The organism is Candidatus Nitrosopumilus sp., assembly GCF_965262695.1.
In the GTDB taxonomy this organism is placed as follows: domain Archaea; phylum Thermoproteota; class Nitrososphaeria; order Nitrososphaerales; family Nitrosopumilaceae; genus Nitrosopumilus.
On sequence record NZ_OZ253550.1, the window covers coordinates 572,785 to 587,697 of the forward strand.

Sequence of the window (14,913 nt, forward strand, 5' to 3'; positions counted from 1 at the left end):
AGATGAAACTACAAGATACATTATCAAATGTAGAACAAGAATTAGACATTTCAAAAAAAGTCAAAATTTACCTTTGTGGAGTCACAGTTTATGATGAATCCCATATTGGGCATGCAAGAACAATCATAGTCTTTGATGTTCTTCGAAAATACCTAGAAGACAAGGGAATAGAGATAGAATTTATACAAAATTTTACAGATGTTGATGATAAAATAATTAATCGTGCTCAAACTGAAAACACTAATGCTGAGACAATCAGTACAAGATACATTGAAAATTATTTCAAAGATTTTGATGGGTTAAATGTTAAACATGCAACAAACTATCCAAAGGCAACAGAACACATTGATGATATTATCAAGTTTATTGAAAAATTAATTGTAAAACAAATTGCATACGTCTCAAAGAACGGAGTGTACTTTGCAGTCTCAAAATTTCCAGAATATGGAAAATTATCAAAAAAGAAGATTGGTGAATTAGAGTCAGGTGCAAGAATTGAAGTCGATGAGGCAAAAAACAATCCACTTGATTTTGCAGTATGGAAGTTCTCAGAGGTTGAACCTGTTTGGGATAGTCCATGGGGGAAAGGAAGACCAGGATGGCACATAGAATGTTCTGCAATGAGTACAAAGTATCTAGGTGAGAATTTTGATATTCATGGAGGAGGAAGAGACTTGATATTTCCTCATCACGAAAATGAGATTGCACAATCTGAATCATTTACAGGAAATCAGTTTGCAAAAATCTGGATGCATGTAGGAATGGTTACAATTGATGGAGAAAAAATGTCAAAATCAATTGGAAATATCAAATCAATCAAACATGTATTAGAAAACTGGGGGCCAAACATCATCAGACTATTCTGTTTGTCAGGACACTATTCAAAACCAATTGACTATTCTGAAGAATTACTAAAAGAGAATCTAACCAAATGGAGACAAGCAGAAACGTGCTACTATGAGTTGATTCATTCAGATAGTGAAAATAGTGAAAATGTAACTGAAATTGTTCAGAATCTAGGCTCAGAATTTGATAAAGCATTAGAAGGCGACTTTAACACACACCTAGCACTATCAGCATTTTTCCAACTAGTCAAAGAAACAAACAGGTTAGCAGCTGAAGAAAAGTTGGGAAAAGAGGATGCAAGAATAATCAAACCAGAATTTCAAAGAATGTTGAAAATTTTAGGACTAGATATTCCAGAGATGACAAAAGAGTTGAAACAAGAAATAGACACCATGATTACAAACAGAGAAAAATTCAGACAAGAAAAACAATTCCAAGAAGCAGATCAAATTCGGGACAAACTCAACGAGATGAATGTGGAGTTAATTGATCACAAAGGAAAAACTATCTGGATGAAAAAAGAAAACATCAAAGCTGAGAAATAAAAATTAGTTTGTACTAATTATTTTTGTGCCTAAAAAAATTAGTTCAGTCTAATTAGTTTCATCTAATTTTCGAGTTGTTTAATAGAATTAAAAACAAAATTAATCTATGAATGCATGGAATAAATTTTGGAAATGGTATGAGAATAAAATTCTTGGAAGTATAATTGTAATTGCAATTATTCAGTTTATTCAAGTACCTCACATGGTATGGAATGCAGACATCATGTTAGAGGCAGGACTTGTTTCAAGAGTTCACCCAGTTATTGATTGGTTCTTGTACGGAGTAGATTTGATTGAAATAATTTCAATTGTAAATGTTGGAATGATAATGTTTAGTCTACTCAAGAAAAGACAATCAAAAAAGAAACTTGCGGCAAAAGCAGCATAACCTAATCTTTTGCTTCCCAGATAACGCGTTGAGGGAATGGAATCTCTATTCCAGCCTTGTCTAAAGCACGTTTTACAGTGGTAAGCAGGATTGGCTGAGCTTGGCTCCAATCATCTTTAGGATGCCATACTAAAACTTGGATATTTACGCTTGAATCACCCAGTTCTTCTATCCGAAATTCAGGTTCAGGAACTTTTAAGACAAATGGCATGGTGTATTCAATCTCTTTTTTGATAACAGAAATAGCATTTTCAATATCGTCTTTGTAAGATATTCCAACCATAATATCAGCACGTCTGACAGTTGAAACAGTAAGGGATCGAATATTTGATGTAAAGAATTTCTCATTTGGAATTCTAATTACCGTACCATCAAATTTCCTTACACGACTAGAAAACGTTCCAATGTCTAACAGAGTTCCCGAAATAGACATGTCAGGGATTTGTATTGTGTCTCCTTGTTTTGCAGGTTTTTCTAACATCAAGAAAATGCCTGAAATCAAATTAGAAACTACTGATTGAGTTGCAAATCCAATAACTACGGCAAAGATTCCTCCTGCAACAAGCAAACCAGACAAATCAATTCCTTGACTTGATGTAAATGCAAGAAATGAAATTATTATTATTCCAAAATAGATTAATTTACTAAGATTTTGTGCAGTGTCTTTTGGTAATGTTGGGGCATAATACTTGTAAAATAATACTTTAACAATTTTTGCAACAATTACTCCCACTGCCATAATTATTCCGCCAATTAACAATGAAAGAACAGTTAGAGTTCCAACAATTTGCATCTCAGAAAGATTTTGTAAGAATTCTACAGGCATTATTCCAATCCCATCTCCATACTTGTACTAACAGTGGTATCTTCCCATGTAGGTGACTTTATCCAATCAGTTGAAACAGGGGATGTTTTTACATCAGCAATACTAACCACAGCACGTTTTTTCATAGTAACTTTAATTCCATCAATTATTGCTTTAGAATTTTCATAGTATAACGAATTATCAGTTATGGGAAAAATTACTTTACTAACTGTTTGACCAGATTCCAAAGTGTTTTCAATTACAATCTTCATGACGCCCTCAATGTAAGGAATAGAATCACTATAGTCAGTAGCCAATGAAACTTGTGCATACTTACAAAGGGTTCCAGTATCAGGAGGACCATAAAGGCCAAATCTAGAATTTAATGGATTGCAAGTAATCCAATCAAGTGAATCATGATGAGAGTTATGAACCAGAAATATTCCAATTTCTATGGGGCAATGAACAAAAATACTTGCAGCAGAATTCTCACTAAGGTAAATTTCCTTATCAAATTTCAAAAAGACATATCCTGTCCTTCTAGCTGGATGATTAAGAGGTCTTATTGGCGCTACCTCAATTTTGATGTCATTTGATTTTGCAGGAATCATCTTTTCAACAATGTTTCCTTCAGAGTCTTTTCTAAAATATGAAAAAGCATTTTCTCCAATTCTCTCAATTTTGATCTCAGTGTTTGGTAATGAGATCTCAAGAGAGTCATTTACATCATACAGCCCATAGTTTGAAAAAGAATTTTCAGCATCACTCATTGTTTCATTTTTTTACTTGAAATCTAGAATTTATGCTCTCTTATTTAGAGAGATCAAGAATTCAGTTTCAAAATTTTAGAAAAAATAAGAAAATGTGGGGATTACTCTATGTTTAGAGGAATACTTGCGCTACCAAAATCTTCACTGATTCTAAAGACATAGTCTTTTGAAGAATCATATTCAAACTCGGTTCCACCATATCCAATATTTGGACCAAAGAGAATATTGAATTCTCTTGCATCACCAGGATTTAGCACAATTTGCCCACTGGTAAAGTCCATGCCAGAGTACTTGAAGGCCTTTGAGCCATCCCATACATCATATGCACATATTTGTGGACTAGTACAGTTTAGCGCAGCAATTTCAGAACTGGTATTCTCAGCAAGCATTCGGATAGACAAGAGGGGTTGGCCAGTAGCAGTAATCTCAAACTCATTTCCTTCAGAACCAACTCCAGTCCAATAGTATGTGATTGGACCCAAGTCTAATTTTTGAGCATCAGATTTGTATTCATGTATTTGGATTGCTTGTTTGAGAGGTTTTTCACAATCAAGTCTTTTGTAGGCTTTGGTAATCTCAGAACATTGTTCTAATTCAGATTCTAATGCGGATAATTTTGAATCAATGTTTTTTGGTTCATCAGATACCATTTGTTGTTCTGAATGTACAGAAACAGAAAGTAATCCAAATTGAATCAAATGTTGGATACCATTAACAAATTCACCATCAGAAATTGTTCCATCTGCCCACCAACCTGCATTATTCTTAACCCAAGCTGGTACATTATCTGCGGTTTCAGAAGACACAGCAGTGGCAGGAACTGAAATAATTCCATCAGAAATTAAAAATGAAATTCCTGTAAGGAATTCAGACTCGGATATGACTCCATCTGCCCACCAACCTGCATTGTTCTTAACCCAACCAGGAACATCTGCATAAGCAGAAGAGGCGGTTGTTGTAACCAGTAAAATTACGGCGATTGCAGTTATTGCGGTTTTCATTAATACATTTTTGCTCTCATTGTATATAAGCTAGTGCTAAATAATGGTTCTAGTGCTAAATTATGGAAAGTGTTTATCAAAACTAGTGGTAAACAAATTTCAAATTGTTCTTCTTTATATGCAAACAAAATTGATCTTTGAAAGTGAGTGAAAAACAAGAGATAACAAGCGCACCAAGATTATCTGAGGAAAATATCAAAGAATATGTCTTAGAAAGATTTGAAGATGTCAAACAAAGAAAAATCAAAAAATTAGTATCATTTCAAGCTATGAACAAATACATGATTATGGCACATGATCAAAACGAATTAAAAATTTTAGGAAATATCGTTGCCAGTTACAAAAAAATTTCATTATTAGACATAATGTCAGAATATGAAAAGCACCTAAAAGTTGCACTGGGAAAACCACCAACTATCAAATCACATTCTAATGTGATAATGCATATTTTTGGTTATTTTTCAAAAAACTTTAGTCAACCAGAAAAAGAACAGTTTTTCAAATTACTAAATGAGTTCAAGAAAGAAGAAATAACAGTGGGTAAAATTCTATCAGAATTAAATCCAATTATTTATCGATTCAATAACACATACCTTGCAAGTCAAACATATTTTCTTCTGTACTCAGATCCACAAGCAGGAAACTTGTTTCAGATGTTATCACAAAAATAACCCTAGAAAAAATCTGAAAGTGTTTTTTGTCTCATTAGTTTTGAAATATTTCCATGAGAAAGCCATTCAGATTTACTAATACTCATTTTTTCTGAAGCCAAATTCAAAGCATGATCAAAATTGTTTGCAATGATAGGAGTTTGTTTCATTGCTTCTCGAATTCCTTCACGAACCTGCCATACACCCACAGGTATTGCGTATTCAGGTCGAATTTCCCTTAAAATTATGACTCCCGATTGAATTTTTTTCTCATTCAAATATTCTAATACACCTAATTTTGCAGCAAAATAGGCTCCGGCTATTGCAGGAGGATGATCAATACCTCTAGCATCTTCATAATCAGAACCAAAACCAAGAATACCATTAGAATACCATGCCTCAACCATTTCGTATATCCATCTGTGTGGAAATAAAACAACAGAAAAATGATTGCCCAAATGAGCATATGAGAAAATCTTACAGGAATCAATTAGACTATAATCTAGTACTTCATTAGCAAGAGATTTTGAAATAATATCATCAGTTGCAGTAATACTCCATTTAGTTGGAACAAGTTTTCGTTTTTGGCCAAGCATTCCAATACTAAAGCATTTTTGAATTTTTGAAATCTCAATTCCAGAATTATATAAATTCATAACTGCATCTTGTGCCTTCAAATCTTTATCATAAAATGTTCTTTCAATTGATTTTACTGAAGAGGTTCCAGAAAATTTTGCAGATTTAATTTCCCCAACAGGTCCAAATGGCGCACTTTCTCCATCTAGAGAAATATTTGAAGAAACAGATTTTTGAAAGATCAAATCAGAGTCAGTAGGTTTTAAAGACATTGTAACCTCTTGAAGATTTTCAATGTATCGTCCATCAGTTTGGTCAATGGATAATTTTTGAGTGCCACGAATTAGATTTAATCTAAAGTTTACAATTTCTTCTAAAGACTTTCCTGTCCATCTTTCAGGACTGTCAAGTAAACTTGTATCGCCATGAATTGGTGGGACCATTGGGCCAACAAAGACTTTGGGGTAATTGTATGATCCAACAAACACTGATGGGGGACTAGTTCCACTGATAGAATCAGAGGAAAATAAATTTCCGTATTTGGATAATGTCTCATGCCATTTTGTTAAAATTGAACGGCGGATATCTTGAGAATCAGAAGACATTGAAATTTATGCCTAATTTGTGCCTAATAACTTGACTAATCGTTGAAATTGACGATAGGTAAACACTTGTTATTCCCAAATATCTAGAATTCCCATGTCAATAAACAGAATAGTCTCATTCTTGCCTAGTGCAACAGAACTACTTTACGAATTTGGAATTCAAGATAAGATTTATGGAGTTACACATGAATGTAAATTTCCACAAGAAGCAAGTTCTAAACCTCATGTGATTAATTCTGTAATAGATTCTGATAAATTATCTAGCAATGAAATCAATACACAGACATGTCAACTTCTAAACGAAGGTAAAGACATTTTCATTTTGAACGAAAAAGATCTAAAAGATGCCAATCCTGATTTGATCATTGCGCAAGAAACTTGTGAAGTATGTGCGGCATACACTAATCAGGTAAACAAAGCACTTCAAATTCTTGATAAAAAACCGATAATCCATTCTATGGATCCACATAACATACAAGAGATTTTAGATTCAGTAATAAAATTAGGAGAAATTCTAGAAGAAACCACTAGAGCAAAAGAGATTTCAAATACATTGCAAAAAAGAATTCAAAAAATAAAAAATGTCCAACATAATAACATACCAAAAATCCTAGCAATTGAATGGGTAGAGCCTTTTTTTACAGCTGGCCACTGGGTTCCAGAAATGATAGAAATTGCAGGAGGAACAAATTTGATAAGTAAAATAGGAGAGCATTCACGGCGTATGGGTTTTGAAGAGATATCAAACTCTGATGCAGATATTATTATTCTCATGCCATGTGGGTTTGACACAAAACGTACAGTTTCAGAATACAAAAACATTCTAGAAAAAGATGAAAAGTGGAATAACCTCAAGGCAGTAAAAAATAATGCAATCTTTGCAGTTGATGCAAATTCATTTTTTAGTAAACCCAGTATAAGGACAATTGAGGGGGTAGAGATACTTGCAAGTATTATTCATCCAGACAAATTTGATAGGAAGGTATTCTCAAGTGATTCGTTTGTACAAATTAGCACTAGAAAGTAAATTTAGCATTAGTTAAATAATATTTATGTAAAAAATACGCATGGTATACATCAGAGCCAAGAAAGTCAAGTCAGATCAATACCTGTATTTAGTAAAAAGTGTCTGGGATTCCAAAAAAAGTACATCAAAACAGGAAATAATCAAATATCTTGGTAAAGCCTCAGATGTGGTAAAAGACGATATTCCGATAGATTATAGAAATGATCCAAAAGTACTCTCTGTTTTAGCAGCATATAACCCAAAAGACATCAAAAAAAGAGAAGATGCAACAAAGAAGTCTAAACAAAAATTATACAAAAAACTCACAGAGGGAAATTTGCATGAAAGTTTGAAAACTTATGATGAATATACAAATGTGTTTAGTTCAACGGATTTTTTTGATAAAATTCTAAAACCAGTAATGTATAGAATTGGAGACGAATGGGCAACAGGAAAAATCAACATAGCTACAGAACATGTTGCAAGTAACATTGCTCAAACACTAGTTAGAATAATCATGGATAAAGTAACAGGTTCAGGAAAAAAGAAAAAGATTCTCATTTGTGTTCCATTAGGAGAAGAGCATCATCTTGGATGTGATGTTTTAGAAACATATCTTACCATCAAAGGATTTAAAATTTACAATATGGGAACATCAATACCAACAGAATCAATTCTGAGTTTTATTGATAACAATAATCCAGACATAGTTTTGGTTTCAATAACATTAGAAGATAATCTTGCAGCAGGGCAACGATTAGTCAAAAAAATAAAAGAACACGTGAACATTCCAATATTAGTGGGAGGGTATGCATTACAAACAAATAGCACACCTAAATTTGCAGGAGAGATTATTCAAAATGAAAGTTTAGAAGAAATTCCAAAAATTTTAAGAAAAAATCACAATTAGCACTAGTCAAAAATTTATTTTTGTTTTAAATATTTTCAAAATCAATTTTCATTATAGAAATGATAACAAAATTAGTTCATCAAAAAACTTGTAAAAAAAATAAAATTGTGACTGATCTCAATACAGGAGAAATTGCATGTACAAATTGTGGAGTTGTGTTATCTGAAAGGGCAGTAGACAGTGGTCCTGAAAGTCTAGGAATGTCAGGAGAAGAATATCAAGCTAACAGCAGGGTAGGAAGAAAAATTTCATTAAAAATGATAGATATGGGATTATCCACGATCATTGAATCCAAGGATAAGGATGCAACAGGAAAGGGGCTGTCAAATGAGAATAAAAGAATGTTTTATCGCCTAAGAATGTGGGATAGGAATAGCCGTTCTGCAAATTCCCTAAAATCATTCCAAAAGGCATTCACCATGCTTGATGGAATTAGTGCAAAATTAGGACTGCCGGAACCAGTTGTAGAGCAAACAGCCTATCTATTTAGAAAAATTGCTGCAAAAAAGATTCTTGCAGGAAGATCTACTGCAGGAATTCTTTGTGCTACAATTTACATCACATGTAGGATGACAAATACACCAAGAACACTTCAAGATGTTGCAAATGCCGGAAATGTAAACAAGAAAAACATCCAACGAACGTATAGATTCCTTGCTAGAGAATTAGACATTACTCCTGAGATTTATCATCCAACTGAATTTGTAACACGAATCGCAAAAGCGGCAGATATTTCTGAGAAAACTGAAAGGTTAGCATTTAGAATTTTAGATCTTTCTGCAAGAAACGGAGTATTAGAAAGTAAGAATCCAATGGCAATGGCAGCTGCTGCAACTTATCTTGCATCTGTAAAGAATAATGAAAAGATTTCTCAACTAAAAATTTCCAAAGTATCAGGAATTAGTGCTGTAACAATCAGAGACAGAACAAAGGAAATTTTGAAGAAGACAGGAGGTGAAGTTAATGGGTAGAACATGTAGAGGTATTTGTGAAATGCATCAAGCAGTGCCAGCACCAAACAAAATCAGATATGAGATTGGACAAAAAAGATGTACGTTTTGTGGAATATTCATGTCAACATGTGACGCAAGATGTATGTGTTGTAAAGCAGTGCTTAGAACAAAACCAAGAAGTAAGAAAAAGTAGTTATTTTTTTGTAGCACTAACTAGAGATACAACATCTCTGTCTCTTAGTTGGTAATCCACAGGTAATCGTAGATTATATCTCAAATCTTTGCCATAAAGAAGTCCTTTTGTTAAATCAGTGTGAATTTCTTTTGCAAGATCACTAATTGTTGCACCGTCTTTGAGTAAAATCAAGTCAGGCAGAATCCTTCCTTTCTTATCGGCAAGTTTTGTTTCATCAGCAACAGGGTAAATAGAGTTCATTTTAAGCAATTTGAAGACTGCAACATTGATTGCAAATTGAACTCCAGTACGCATGTATTCACCCATTATTCCTTTTTTGATAAAATTCAAAGCATTGATTTGCTTTTCATTTAATTCATCAGATTTTAGTATCTCAAACTGCTCAGAACCAGGAGAGTATTTTATTAGTCCCTTTTGTTCTGCACGTCTTAGACTAAATTCACTATCACCGCTAACAGGAATGACAATAGAATCATTGTATCGTTCTCTTAATCGTGCAAAATTTTTGTCTGCCCCATCAACGTCTATTTTATTTGCCACAATCAAAGTTGGTTTTGAAATTTTTCTCAAATAGGACGCAAATTTTTTACTATCAACCATATCAAAATCATCAAAGTTCTTCTCTTCAAGTCCAGTTGTAACAAGAGACTCTTTGACATGAGATTTATTCACACCTATACCACGATAAAGATCAGTTACTGCATCAACAAACTCTGAACCAGAATTGATTAACTTGGATACTTTCTCCCTATTTCCTTCAAGGATTTTATGATACCACATGATCAATTCTTCTTCGATATCGGCAAAATCAGAAATAGGATCACCAGTTCCAACTTCGGTGATTTTTCCTGTAGAGTCTATACCACCAGAAGCATCAACTACATGTAGCAATGCATCAGATTGTGCCGCAATAGAAAGAAATTGATTTCCTAATCCTTTTCCTTTCCATGCATCTTTGATTAGTCCAGGAAGATCGATTAATTCAATTGGAATGTATCTCCAGCCTTCAACACATTTTGAATTATTTGGATTGTCTTGGATTTTAAATTCAGGGTGTACGCAAAGAGTAATTGCATTGGCAATTCCAGAAACAGGGGACTTTGTAGTAAATGGGTAAGATGAAATTTCTTCAGATGATAAAGTTGCAGAGTTAAAGAAAGTGGTTTTACCAGTATTGGTTTTACCAATTAATCCAAGTTTGATTGGCATGTACTAATTTTCATCTCAGAATATTTATCTCTGCCTAGGAATCAACATTATTTTTGTTTTTGATTTTTTCAAGTGACTGAGTCAGTTCTTTGATTGCCCATTCTATATCAGACAAATCTTCATCAGAAAGAGAATCTTTCCATTTTTCTAAAACACTAGTAGCGATTTCTGAACAATTATACAGTAAATTCCAATAGGGGTGATGTTCTGCAGTTGTATATGATAACTCTGTTACATCATTAAGACCATTTTTTGCTCTTGCCAATGAAGTGATTCTTTCACCAAATATTTTGACAATATCATTTTCAAGATCTTTTTCAACTTTTAGAGGAATGTTTTTTGTTTCGTATTTTTTTGCCAAGTCAAGCAAGTCATGGTAAAAATTTTCAAAGTTTTCCATATCAACATAATCTCTGGTGTTCTGCCAACATGCATCGATTAAAGACAACATCAATACCTGCATCTCTAGCAAGTTTTTCTGCTTCAGGATTATGAATTCCCTCTTGAAGCCAAATGACTTTAGGTTTTTTCGTGATTGCCTCCTGAACAAATGGTAAGACTTCATCAGAAGGTCTAAAGACATCTACGATGTCAATATCGTCATCAATATCAGATACAGAATCATAACATTTTTTTCCTAAAATCTCATCAGCAGAAGGATTCACAGGAGTTATCTCAAATCCATTTTCAGATAGATATCTAGGTACATAATGAGCAGCCTTTGACGAATTTTGCGACATTCCAATAACTGCCACTTTTTTTAGAGATAAGATATCTTGAATTTGTTTGTCAGAATGATCGTCTTGTTCCATAGTAAATCTACAATCATCATGAATATAATTTTTGAAAAATTACGCAAAGAATTTTTTAATAGGAAATTAAAACAAACCACATGGAAGAAGAGGCAAAAGATGTCATTGTTTTAGGAGCAATTAGACGAGGAGAGAAGAAATTTGATAAAATTCAAAGATCAACTCAGATTAAACCTGAAGAGCTTAATTCAATTTTAGAAAAATTAGAAGAAAATGGATTCATTACAGTAGAAGAAAAGAAAGGGTGGTTAGGCAAGAAAATTGAATTAAAAGTTACTGAAAAAGGTTCAAACGAATTAGACCATAGATTACATGAAATTAAAGACAAATGGAATCAAATGCAAGCATTGTATCAAAGTGGAGATAAGAAAAAGCTTCAAGGGTTTATGGATGACAACAGATCATTTTTCCCAATGATGATGTTTTTTGGAGTCATAGACATCATGATGTTTAGTATGATGTTTAGTATGATTGGTGCTAGTATGGGAGATTATGTTCCAGCTGAAAGTATGCCCGATGGTGCTGATGGAGGCATGGACGATGGTGGTATGGACGATGGTGGTATGGACGATGGTGGTTTTGACATCGACATTGGTTTCTAGTGTAAATTTTATACTTGAAACAAAAACAAATTACAATTGATTTACAATTCTTTTGATAATCCAGGACTTGTCAAAGTTCTAACATTTTTGCAAACTCACAATACAGAATATCTTTCGGGACAAGATTTGAGCGACGTCCTACGAATTAGCAGAGTTGCAGTATGGAAACATATCAAAAAAATTCAAGAACTAGGGTACACCGTAGAATCAAAGCAAAAACTAGGATACAAATTAACAAAAAACTCTGATTCGTTACTTCCTTGGGAAATTACTACAGGATTGAAAACAAAAACAATTGGACAACAAGCATTTTACTTTGATTCAACAGATTCTACACAAAATCAGGCATTAAAAATGGCAGAAGAGTCAGATAAGAATGGAGCAATAGTAGTAGCAGAAAAGCAAACTGGAGGAAGAGGAAGATCTGGAAGAAAATGGGTTTCTCCAAAAGGAGGAATATGGTTTTCCATTATTTTACATCCAAGATTTGACATATCCATAACAACATTATTTCCGATTGCGTCAGCATTAGCATTATCAATAGCATTAGAGAAGACATTCAAAATTTCTCCAGAACTAAAATGGCCAAATGACATTACAATCAAAGGAAAAAAACTGGCAGGTATGTTAGTCGATGTATCATTAGAGTCAAACAAGATTCAAAATCTAGTTTTAGGTGTAGGGATAAATTTTGATGTGGATATAAAACAAATTGAAAAAAATCTCAAAGGAACTCCAAACTTTTACGGAGTAGCATCACTAAATGAACAAAAAACAAAAATCAGACCAGTGGAATTGGTACAATCATTTTTGATAGAATTAGAAAAAATCTACAAATTACTAGATTCAAAACAAACAAAAAAAATTATTGCTGAATGGACAAAAAGATCATCAACTATTGGAAAAAATGTGAAACTAAACACCGTTGATGGAGAAATAAAGGGAAAAGCACTCAAAATTGATGAGGATGGAGCACTCGTTGTATCTAATAACAAGAATACAAGCAGGGTGATTGCTGGAGATATTATCCACGTAGCAAAATAATTATTTTTTTGAGGCCTTTGTTTTTCTTTTAGACACAGTACGTTTTGGTTTAGAAAGTAATGAAGACTGTTCTTTCACAATTTCTTTTAAATCGTTTTGTATTTCAAACACGGTAGAAAGTAGTTCTTCAAGAGCATCGGAATACTTTTCGTACGTATCAAGTAATTCATTTTGTTTGAGATTTGCTTTCTGAAGATATTCATTAGATCGTATGAGATTTGCAGTCTCAACTAATTCAGGAATATCAGATACAGGCTCACCCAATTGTGCTAAATCAGCTTGTGCCTGCTGTATTTTTTTACGTAAATCATAGATGACGTTACCTACCCCAACTTTTTCCAATATCAAAACACAGACTTCGAATAAATTAAAGATTTTCTAAGAGATAGAAAAAACAAGAATACTGTACACGTACAAATTAGTAGAAAATAGAAATAAACCGCGAAACAGTCACTAATCATGTTAAATCATTTTAAAATAATTTCTTGTCTTTCAGTTATCATCATACTAAGTACACAGAGTGTTACAGGAATTTCATTTGCTCAAATAAAAGATCCAGAAGCAATGTTTAATCAAGCAACAGGATTATTTTCTAATGGAGAATACAAAGAAGCAATAACAATTTATGATGAAATATTAGAAATCTCGCCAAACAATATCTCTACACTAAAGATGAAGGGAATAGCACAAAGCAATCTAGGAGATCATAAAAAATCATTAGAGCAATTCTTTACAGTTTTACAACATAGACCTAATGATGTCATATCATTAACTGGTATGGGTGTAGGATTTGGGTATTTAGGAGAATATCAAGAAGCAACCACATATTTTGAAAGAGCTCTAATAGAGAGGCCAAATAGCACAGTCATACAAAACTACAAGGAATTCATAGACAAGGTAGTTTCAAAATACCCATACACACCTACAGAGAAACCCGAAGGGTTAGAAAAACAATCAACTTCATCCATACCAAATTGGGTAAAACCAATAGCAAAATGGTGGTCAACAGGCAACATTGCAGATTCAGAATTTGTTTCAGCGTTACTATACCTGATTAACAATAAAATTATTGAAATCCCACCAGTAGAGACTCAAAGTGTTTCTGAGGAAAAAATTCCAGAATGGATAAAAAATAACGCAGGTTGGTGGGCAGATGATCAGATTGACGATGATGCATTTGTTCAAGGAATACAATACATGATAGAAAATGGATTAATCGTAATCAAAGTTGAAGATACAACACAAAGAACACAAGAAGAGTTGGATTACGAATTTGATTTATTTGAAAAATATCTCAGAGATATTTCAAACAACATTTCAAAAGAGAAACGATACATAGAATATCCAAATCCTAGTCAAGATGTAATCAAAAAATTCCTTAGAGATTATGTAAAATGGAATTTCGAACAAGAAGCAAAAAGAGCAGCCAGTAATTTTCCAGACCCCACTTATGAAATCATTGATGACACATACATTATCTACTACAAAGTTTACATTAATGAACAACCTTCAGGATTGCCATTAGATCATGTTAGCACATTAAGTAATTCATTTGCATTTTGGGAAGATCAAGAATTGTCAACTAATGGTCAAAAAGCAAAAATGAAATTTGAAATTACAAACAAGAAACACGAAGCAAATGTTTGGGTAACATGGGTAGTTCGAAATATTGGTGATGGTGTTTTAGGACATGCACATCTTGGTAAAGGAGTTGTAGAAGTCACATTAGGAGATTTCAATTGTGATGGAAGTTTTCAATTGTATGATGTGTATAGTGTGGAAACGATCATGACACATGAATTAGGTCATTCTATAGGTTTGAAACATGTCGATGATAAAACCAACATAATGTATCCATCACTTACACCCACATACGCATATTGTTTATTGAGTTAACTTTAGGAATGTTTTTTTTAAAAAATCACAATTAGCTCAACCTACACACAAATAACCGGTAGAAATTATGTAAAATGGATAATAAGGCAATTGCAGAAA

The 14,913-nt window shown here is 33.1% G+C and carries 18 protein-coding genes; 10 read left to right on the forward strand and 8 right to left on the reverse strand.

Going from position 1 to position 14,913, the window contains the following annotated elements:
• The first annotated feature begins 2 nt into the window (after nucleotides 1-2).
• Both cysS and ACQY2P_RS03695 read left to right on the forward strand, forming a co-directional pair.
• The gene (gene cysS, locus ACQY2P_RS03690; protein ID WP_428327054.1) at nucleotides 3-1,391 is read left to right on the forward strand and encodes a cysteine--tRNA ligase; all 1,389 of its coding nucleotides are present in this window, start codon (nucleotides 3-5) and stop codon (nucleotides 1,389-1,391) included.
• Nucleotides 1,392-1,497: 106 nt separating this feature from the next.
• A complete protein-coding gene (locus ACQY2P_RS03695) occupies nucleotides 1,498-1,779 on the forward strand; it encodes a hypothetical protein (protein ID WP_428327055.1) in 282 nt (93 codons plus the stop codon).
• 1 nt (nucleotide 1,780) lies between these two features.
• Here ACQY2P_RS03695 and ACQY2P_RS03700 read toward each other — a convergent pair whose 3' ends face one another.
• The 3 genes from ACQY2P_RS03700 to ACQY2P_RS03710 form a co-directional block, all read right to left on the reverse strand.
• Nucleotides 1,781-2,605 carry a mechanosensitive ion channel family protein gene (locus ACQY2P_RS03700; protein WP_428327056.1) on the reverse strand — a complete coding sequence of 275 codons (825 nt, stop codon included), beginning with the start codon at nucleotides 2,603-2,605 and terminating at the stop codon, nucleotides 1,781-1,783.
• A complete protein-coding gene (locus ACQY2P_RS03705) occupies nucleotides 2,605-3,354 on the reverse strand; it encodes a DUF432 domain-containing protein (RefSeq protein ID WP_428327057.1) in 750 nt (249 codons plus the stop codon). The genes ACQY2P_RS03700 and ACQY2P_RS03705 overlap by 1 nt, the downstream gene beginning before the upstream one ends.
• A gap of 101 nt (nucleotides 3,355-3,455) precedes the next feature.
• On the reverse strand, nucleotides 3,456-4,355 hold the full coding sequence (locus ACQY2P_RS03710; protein ID WP_428327058.1) for a peptidase: 900 nt from the start codon (nucleotides 4,353-4,355) through the stop codon (nucleotides 3,456-3,458).
• A gap of 143 nt (nucleotides 4,356-4,498) precedes the next feature.
• Between ACQY2P_RS03710 and ACQY2P_RS03715 the strand changes: the two genes are divergently transcribed.
• On the forward strand, nucleotides 4,499-5,026 hold the full coding sequence (locus tag ACQY2P_RS03715) for a DUF1722 domain-containing protein (protein ID WP_428327059.1): 528 nt from the start codon (nucleotides 4,499-4,501) through the stop codon (nucleotides 5,024-5,026).
• Between the two features lie 2 nt (nucleotides 5,027-5,028).
• Here the strand turns inward: ACQY2P_RS03715 and ACQY2P_RS03720 are convergent, their stop codons facing one another.
• Nucleotides 5,029-6,186, reverse strand: coding sequence for a hypothetical protein (locus tag ACQY2P_RS03720; RefSeq protein WP_428327060.1), 1,158 nt, complete (start codon nucleotides 6,184-6,186; stop codon nucleotides 5,029-5,031).
• A 94-nt stretch (nucleotides 6,187-6,280) separates the two neighbouring features.
• Between ACQY2P_RS03720 and ACQY2P_RS03725 the strand changes: the two genes are divergently transcribed.
• From ACQY2P_RS03725 to ACQY2P_RS03740, 4 genes are all read left to right on the forward strand, one after another.
• Nucleotides 6,281-7,213, forward strand: a complete 933-nt coding sequence (locus tag ACQY2P_RS03725; protein ID WP_428327061.1) for a cobalamin-binding protein — start codon at nucleotides 6,281-6,283, stop codon at nucleotides 7,211-7,213.
• Between the two features lie 40 nt (nucleotides 7,214-7,253).
• Nucleotides 7,254-8,102, forward strand: coding sequence for a cobalamin B12-binding domain-containing protein (locus ACQY2P_RS03730; RefSeq protein WP_428327062.1), 849 nt, complete (start codon nucleotides 7,254-7,256; stop codon nucleotides 8,100-8,102).
• Nucleotides 8,103-8,209: 107 nt separating this feature from the next.
• A complete protein-coding gene (locus tag ACQY2P_RS03735) occupies nucleotides 8,210-9,073 on the forward strand; it encodes a transcription initiation factor IIB (RefSeq protein ID WP_428327063.1) in 864 nt (287 codons plus the stop codon).
• Complete coding sequence (locus ACQY2P_RS03740; protein WP_428327064.1) at nucleotides 9,066-9,248, forward strand: hypothetical protein; 183 nt, start codon at nucleotides 9,066-9,068, stop codon at nucleotides 9,246-9,248. The genes ACQY2P_RS03735 and ACQY2P_RS03740 overlap by 8 nt, the downstream gene beginning before the upstream one ends.
• Here ACQY2P_RS03740 and ACQY2P_RS03745 read toward each other — a convergent pair whose 3' ends face one another.
• Genes ACQY2P_RS03745 through ACQY2P_RS03755 form a run of 3 tightly spaced genes read right to left on the reverse strand, consistent with a single transcriptional unit; the run spans nucleotide 9,249 to nucleotide 11,272 of the window.
• Nucleotides 9,249-10,460, reverse strand: coding sequence for a redox-regulated ATPase YchF (locus tag ACQY2P_RS03745; protein WP_428327065.1), 1,212 nt, complete (start codon nucleotides 10,458-10,460; stop codon nucleotides 9,249-9,251).
• 34 nt (nucleotides 10,461-10,494) lie between these two features.
• The gene (locus tag ACQY2P_RS03750; protein ID WP_428327066.1) at nucleotides 10,495-10,860 is read right to left on the reverse strand and encodes a hypothetical protein; all 366 of its coding nucleotides are present in this window, start codon (nucleotides 10,858-10,860) and stop codon (nucleotides 10,495-10,497) included.
• A gap of 1 nt (nucleotide 10,861) precedes the next feature.
• A complete protein-coding gene (locus tag ACQY2P_RS03755) occupies nucleotides 10,862-11,272 on the reverse strand; it encodes a CoA-binding protein (protein ID WP_428327067.1) in 411 nt (136 codons plus the stop codon).
• Nucleotides 11,273-11,352: 80 nt separating this feature from the next.
• Here ACQY2P_RS03755 and ACQY2P_RS03760 point away from each other — a divergent pair, with 80 nt between their 5' ends.
• Nucleotides 11,353-11,874, forward strand: coding sequence for a hypothetical protein (locus tag ACQY2P_RS03760; RefSeq protein WP_428327068.1), 522 nt, complete (start codon nucleotides 11,353-11,355; stop codon nucleotides 11,872-11,874).
• Nucleotides 11,875-11,910: 36 nt separating this feature from the next.
• The gene (locus ACQY2P_RS03765; protein ID WP_428327069.1) at nucleotides 11,911-12,918 is read left to right on the forward strand and encodes a biotin--[acetyl-CoA-carboxylase] ligase; all 1,008 of its coding nucleotides are present in this window, start codon (nucleotides 11,911-11,913) and stop codon (nucleotides 12,916-12,918) included.
• Here the strand turns inward: ACQY2P_RS03765 and ACQY2P_RS03770 are convergent, their stop codons facing one another.
• On the reverse strand, nucleotides 12,919-13,260 hold the full coding sequence (locus ACQY2P_RS03770) for a hypothetical protein (RefSeq protein WP_428327070.1): 342 nt from the start codon (nucleotides 13,258-13,260) through the stop codon (nucleotides 12,919-12,921). It abuts the gene before it with no gap.
• Nucleotides 13,261-13,377: 117 nt separating this feature from the next.
• Here ACQY2P_RS03770 and ACQY2P_RS03775 point away from each other — a divergent pair, with 117 nt between their 5' ends.
• The gene (locus tag ACQY2P_RS03775) at nucleotides 13,378-14,814 is read left to right on the forward strand and encodes a M57 family metalloprotease (protein ID WP_428327071.1); all 1,437 of its coding nucleotides are present in this window, start codon (nucleotides 13,378-13,380) and stop codon (nucleotides 14,812-14,814) included.
• Nucleotides 14,815-14,913 lie beyond the last annotated feature (99 nt).

Excerpts from the sequence above, each read along its gene's own strand:
- cysS (WP_428327054.1), top strand. The coding sequence starts at position 3 with ATGAAACTACAAGATACATTATCAAATGTAGAACAAGAATTAGACATT.
- ACQY2P_RS03695 (WP_428327055.1), top strand. The coding sequence starts at position 1,498 with ATGAATGCATGGAATAAATTTTGGAAATGGTATGAGAATAAAATTCTT.
- ACQY2P_RS03700 (WP_428327056.1), bottom strand. The coding sequence starts at position 2,605 with ATGCCTGTAGAATTCTTACAAAATCTTTCTGAGATGCAAATTGTTGGA.
- ACQY2P_RS03705 (WP_428327057.1), bottom strand. The coding sequence starts at position 3,354 with ATGAGTGATGCTGAAAATTCTTTTTCAAACTATGGGCTGTATGATGTA.
- ACQY2P_RS03710 (WP_428327058.1), bottom strand. The coding sequence starts at position 4,355 with ATGAAAACCGCAATAACTGCAATCGCCGTAATTTTACTGGTTACAACA.
- ACQY2P_RS03720 (WP_428327060.1), bottom strand. The coding sequence starts at position 6,186 with ATGTCTTCTGATTCTCAAGATATCCGCCGTTCAATTTTAACAAAATGG.
- ACQY2P_RS03725 (WP_428327061.1), top strand. The coding sequence starts at position 6,281 with ATGTCAATAAACAGAATAGTCTCATTCTTGCCTAGTGCAACAGAACTA.
- ACQY2P_RS03730 (WP_428327062.1), top strand. The coding sequence starts at position 7,254 with ATGGTATACATCAGAGCCAAGAAAGTCAAGTCAGATCAATACCTGTAT.
- ACQY2P_RS03740 (WP_428327064.1), top strand. The coding sequence starts at position 9,066 with ATGGGTAGAACATGTAGAGGTATTTGTGAAATGCATCAAGCAGTGCCA.
- ACQY2P_RS03745 (WP_428327065.1), bottom strand. The coding sequence starts at position 10,460 with ATGCCAATCAAACTTGGATTAATTGGTAAAACCAATACTGGTAAAACC.
- ACQY2P_RS03750 (WP_428327066.1), bottom strand. The coding sequence starts at position 10,860 with ATGGAAAACTTTGAAAATTTTTACCATGACTTGCTTGACTTGGCAAAA.
- ACQY2P_RS03755 (WP_428327067.1), bottom strand. The coding sequence starts at position 11,272 with ATGGAACAAGACGATCATTCTGACAAACAAATTCAAGATATCTTATCT.
- ACQY2P_RS03760 (WP_428327068.1), top strand. The coding sequence starts at position 11,353 with ATGGAAGAAGAGGCAAAAGATGTCATTGTTTTAGGAGCAATTAGACGA.
- ACQY2P_RS03775 (WP_428327071.1), top strand. The coding sequence starts at position 13,378 with ATGTTAAATCATTTTAAAATAATTTCTTGTCTTTCAGTTATCATCATA.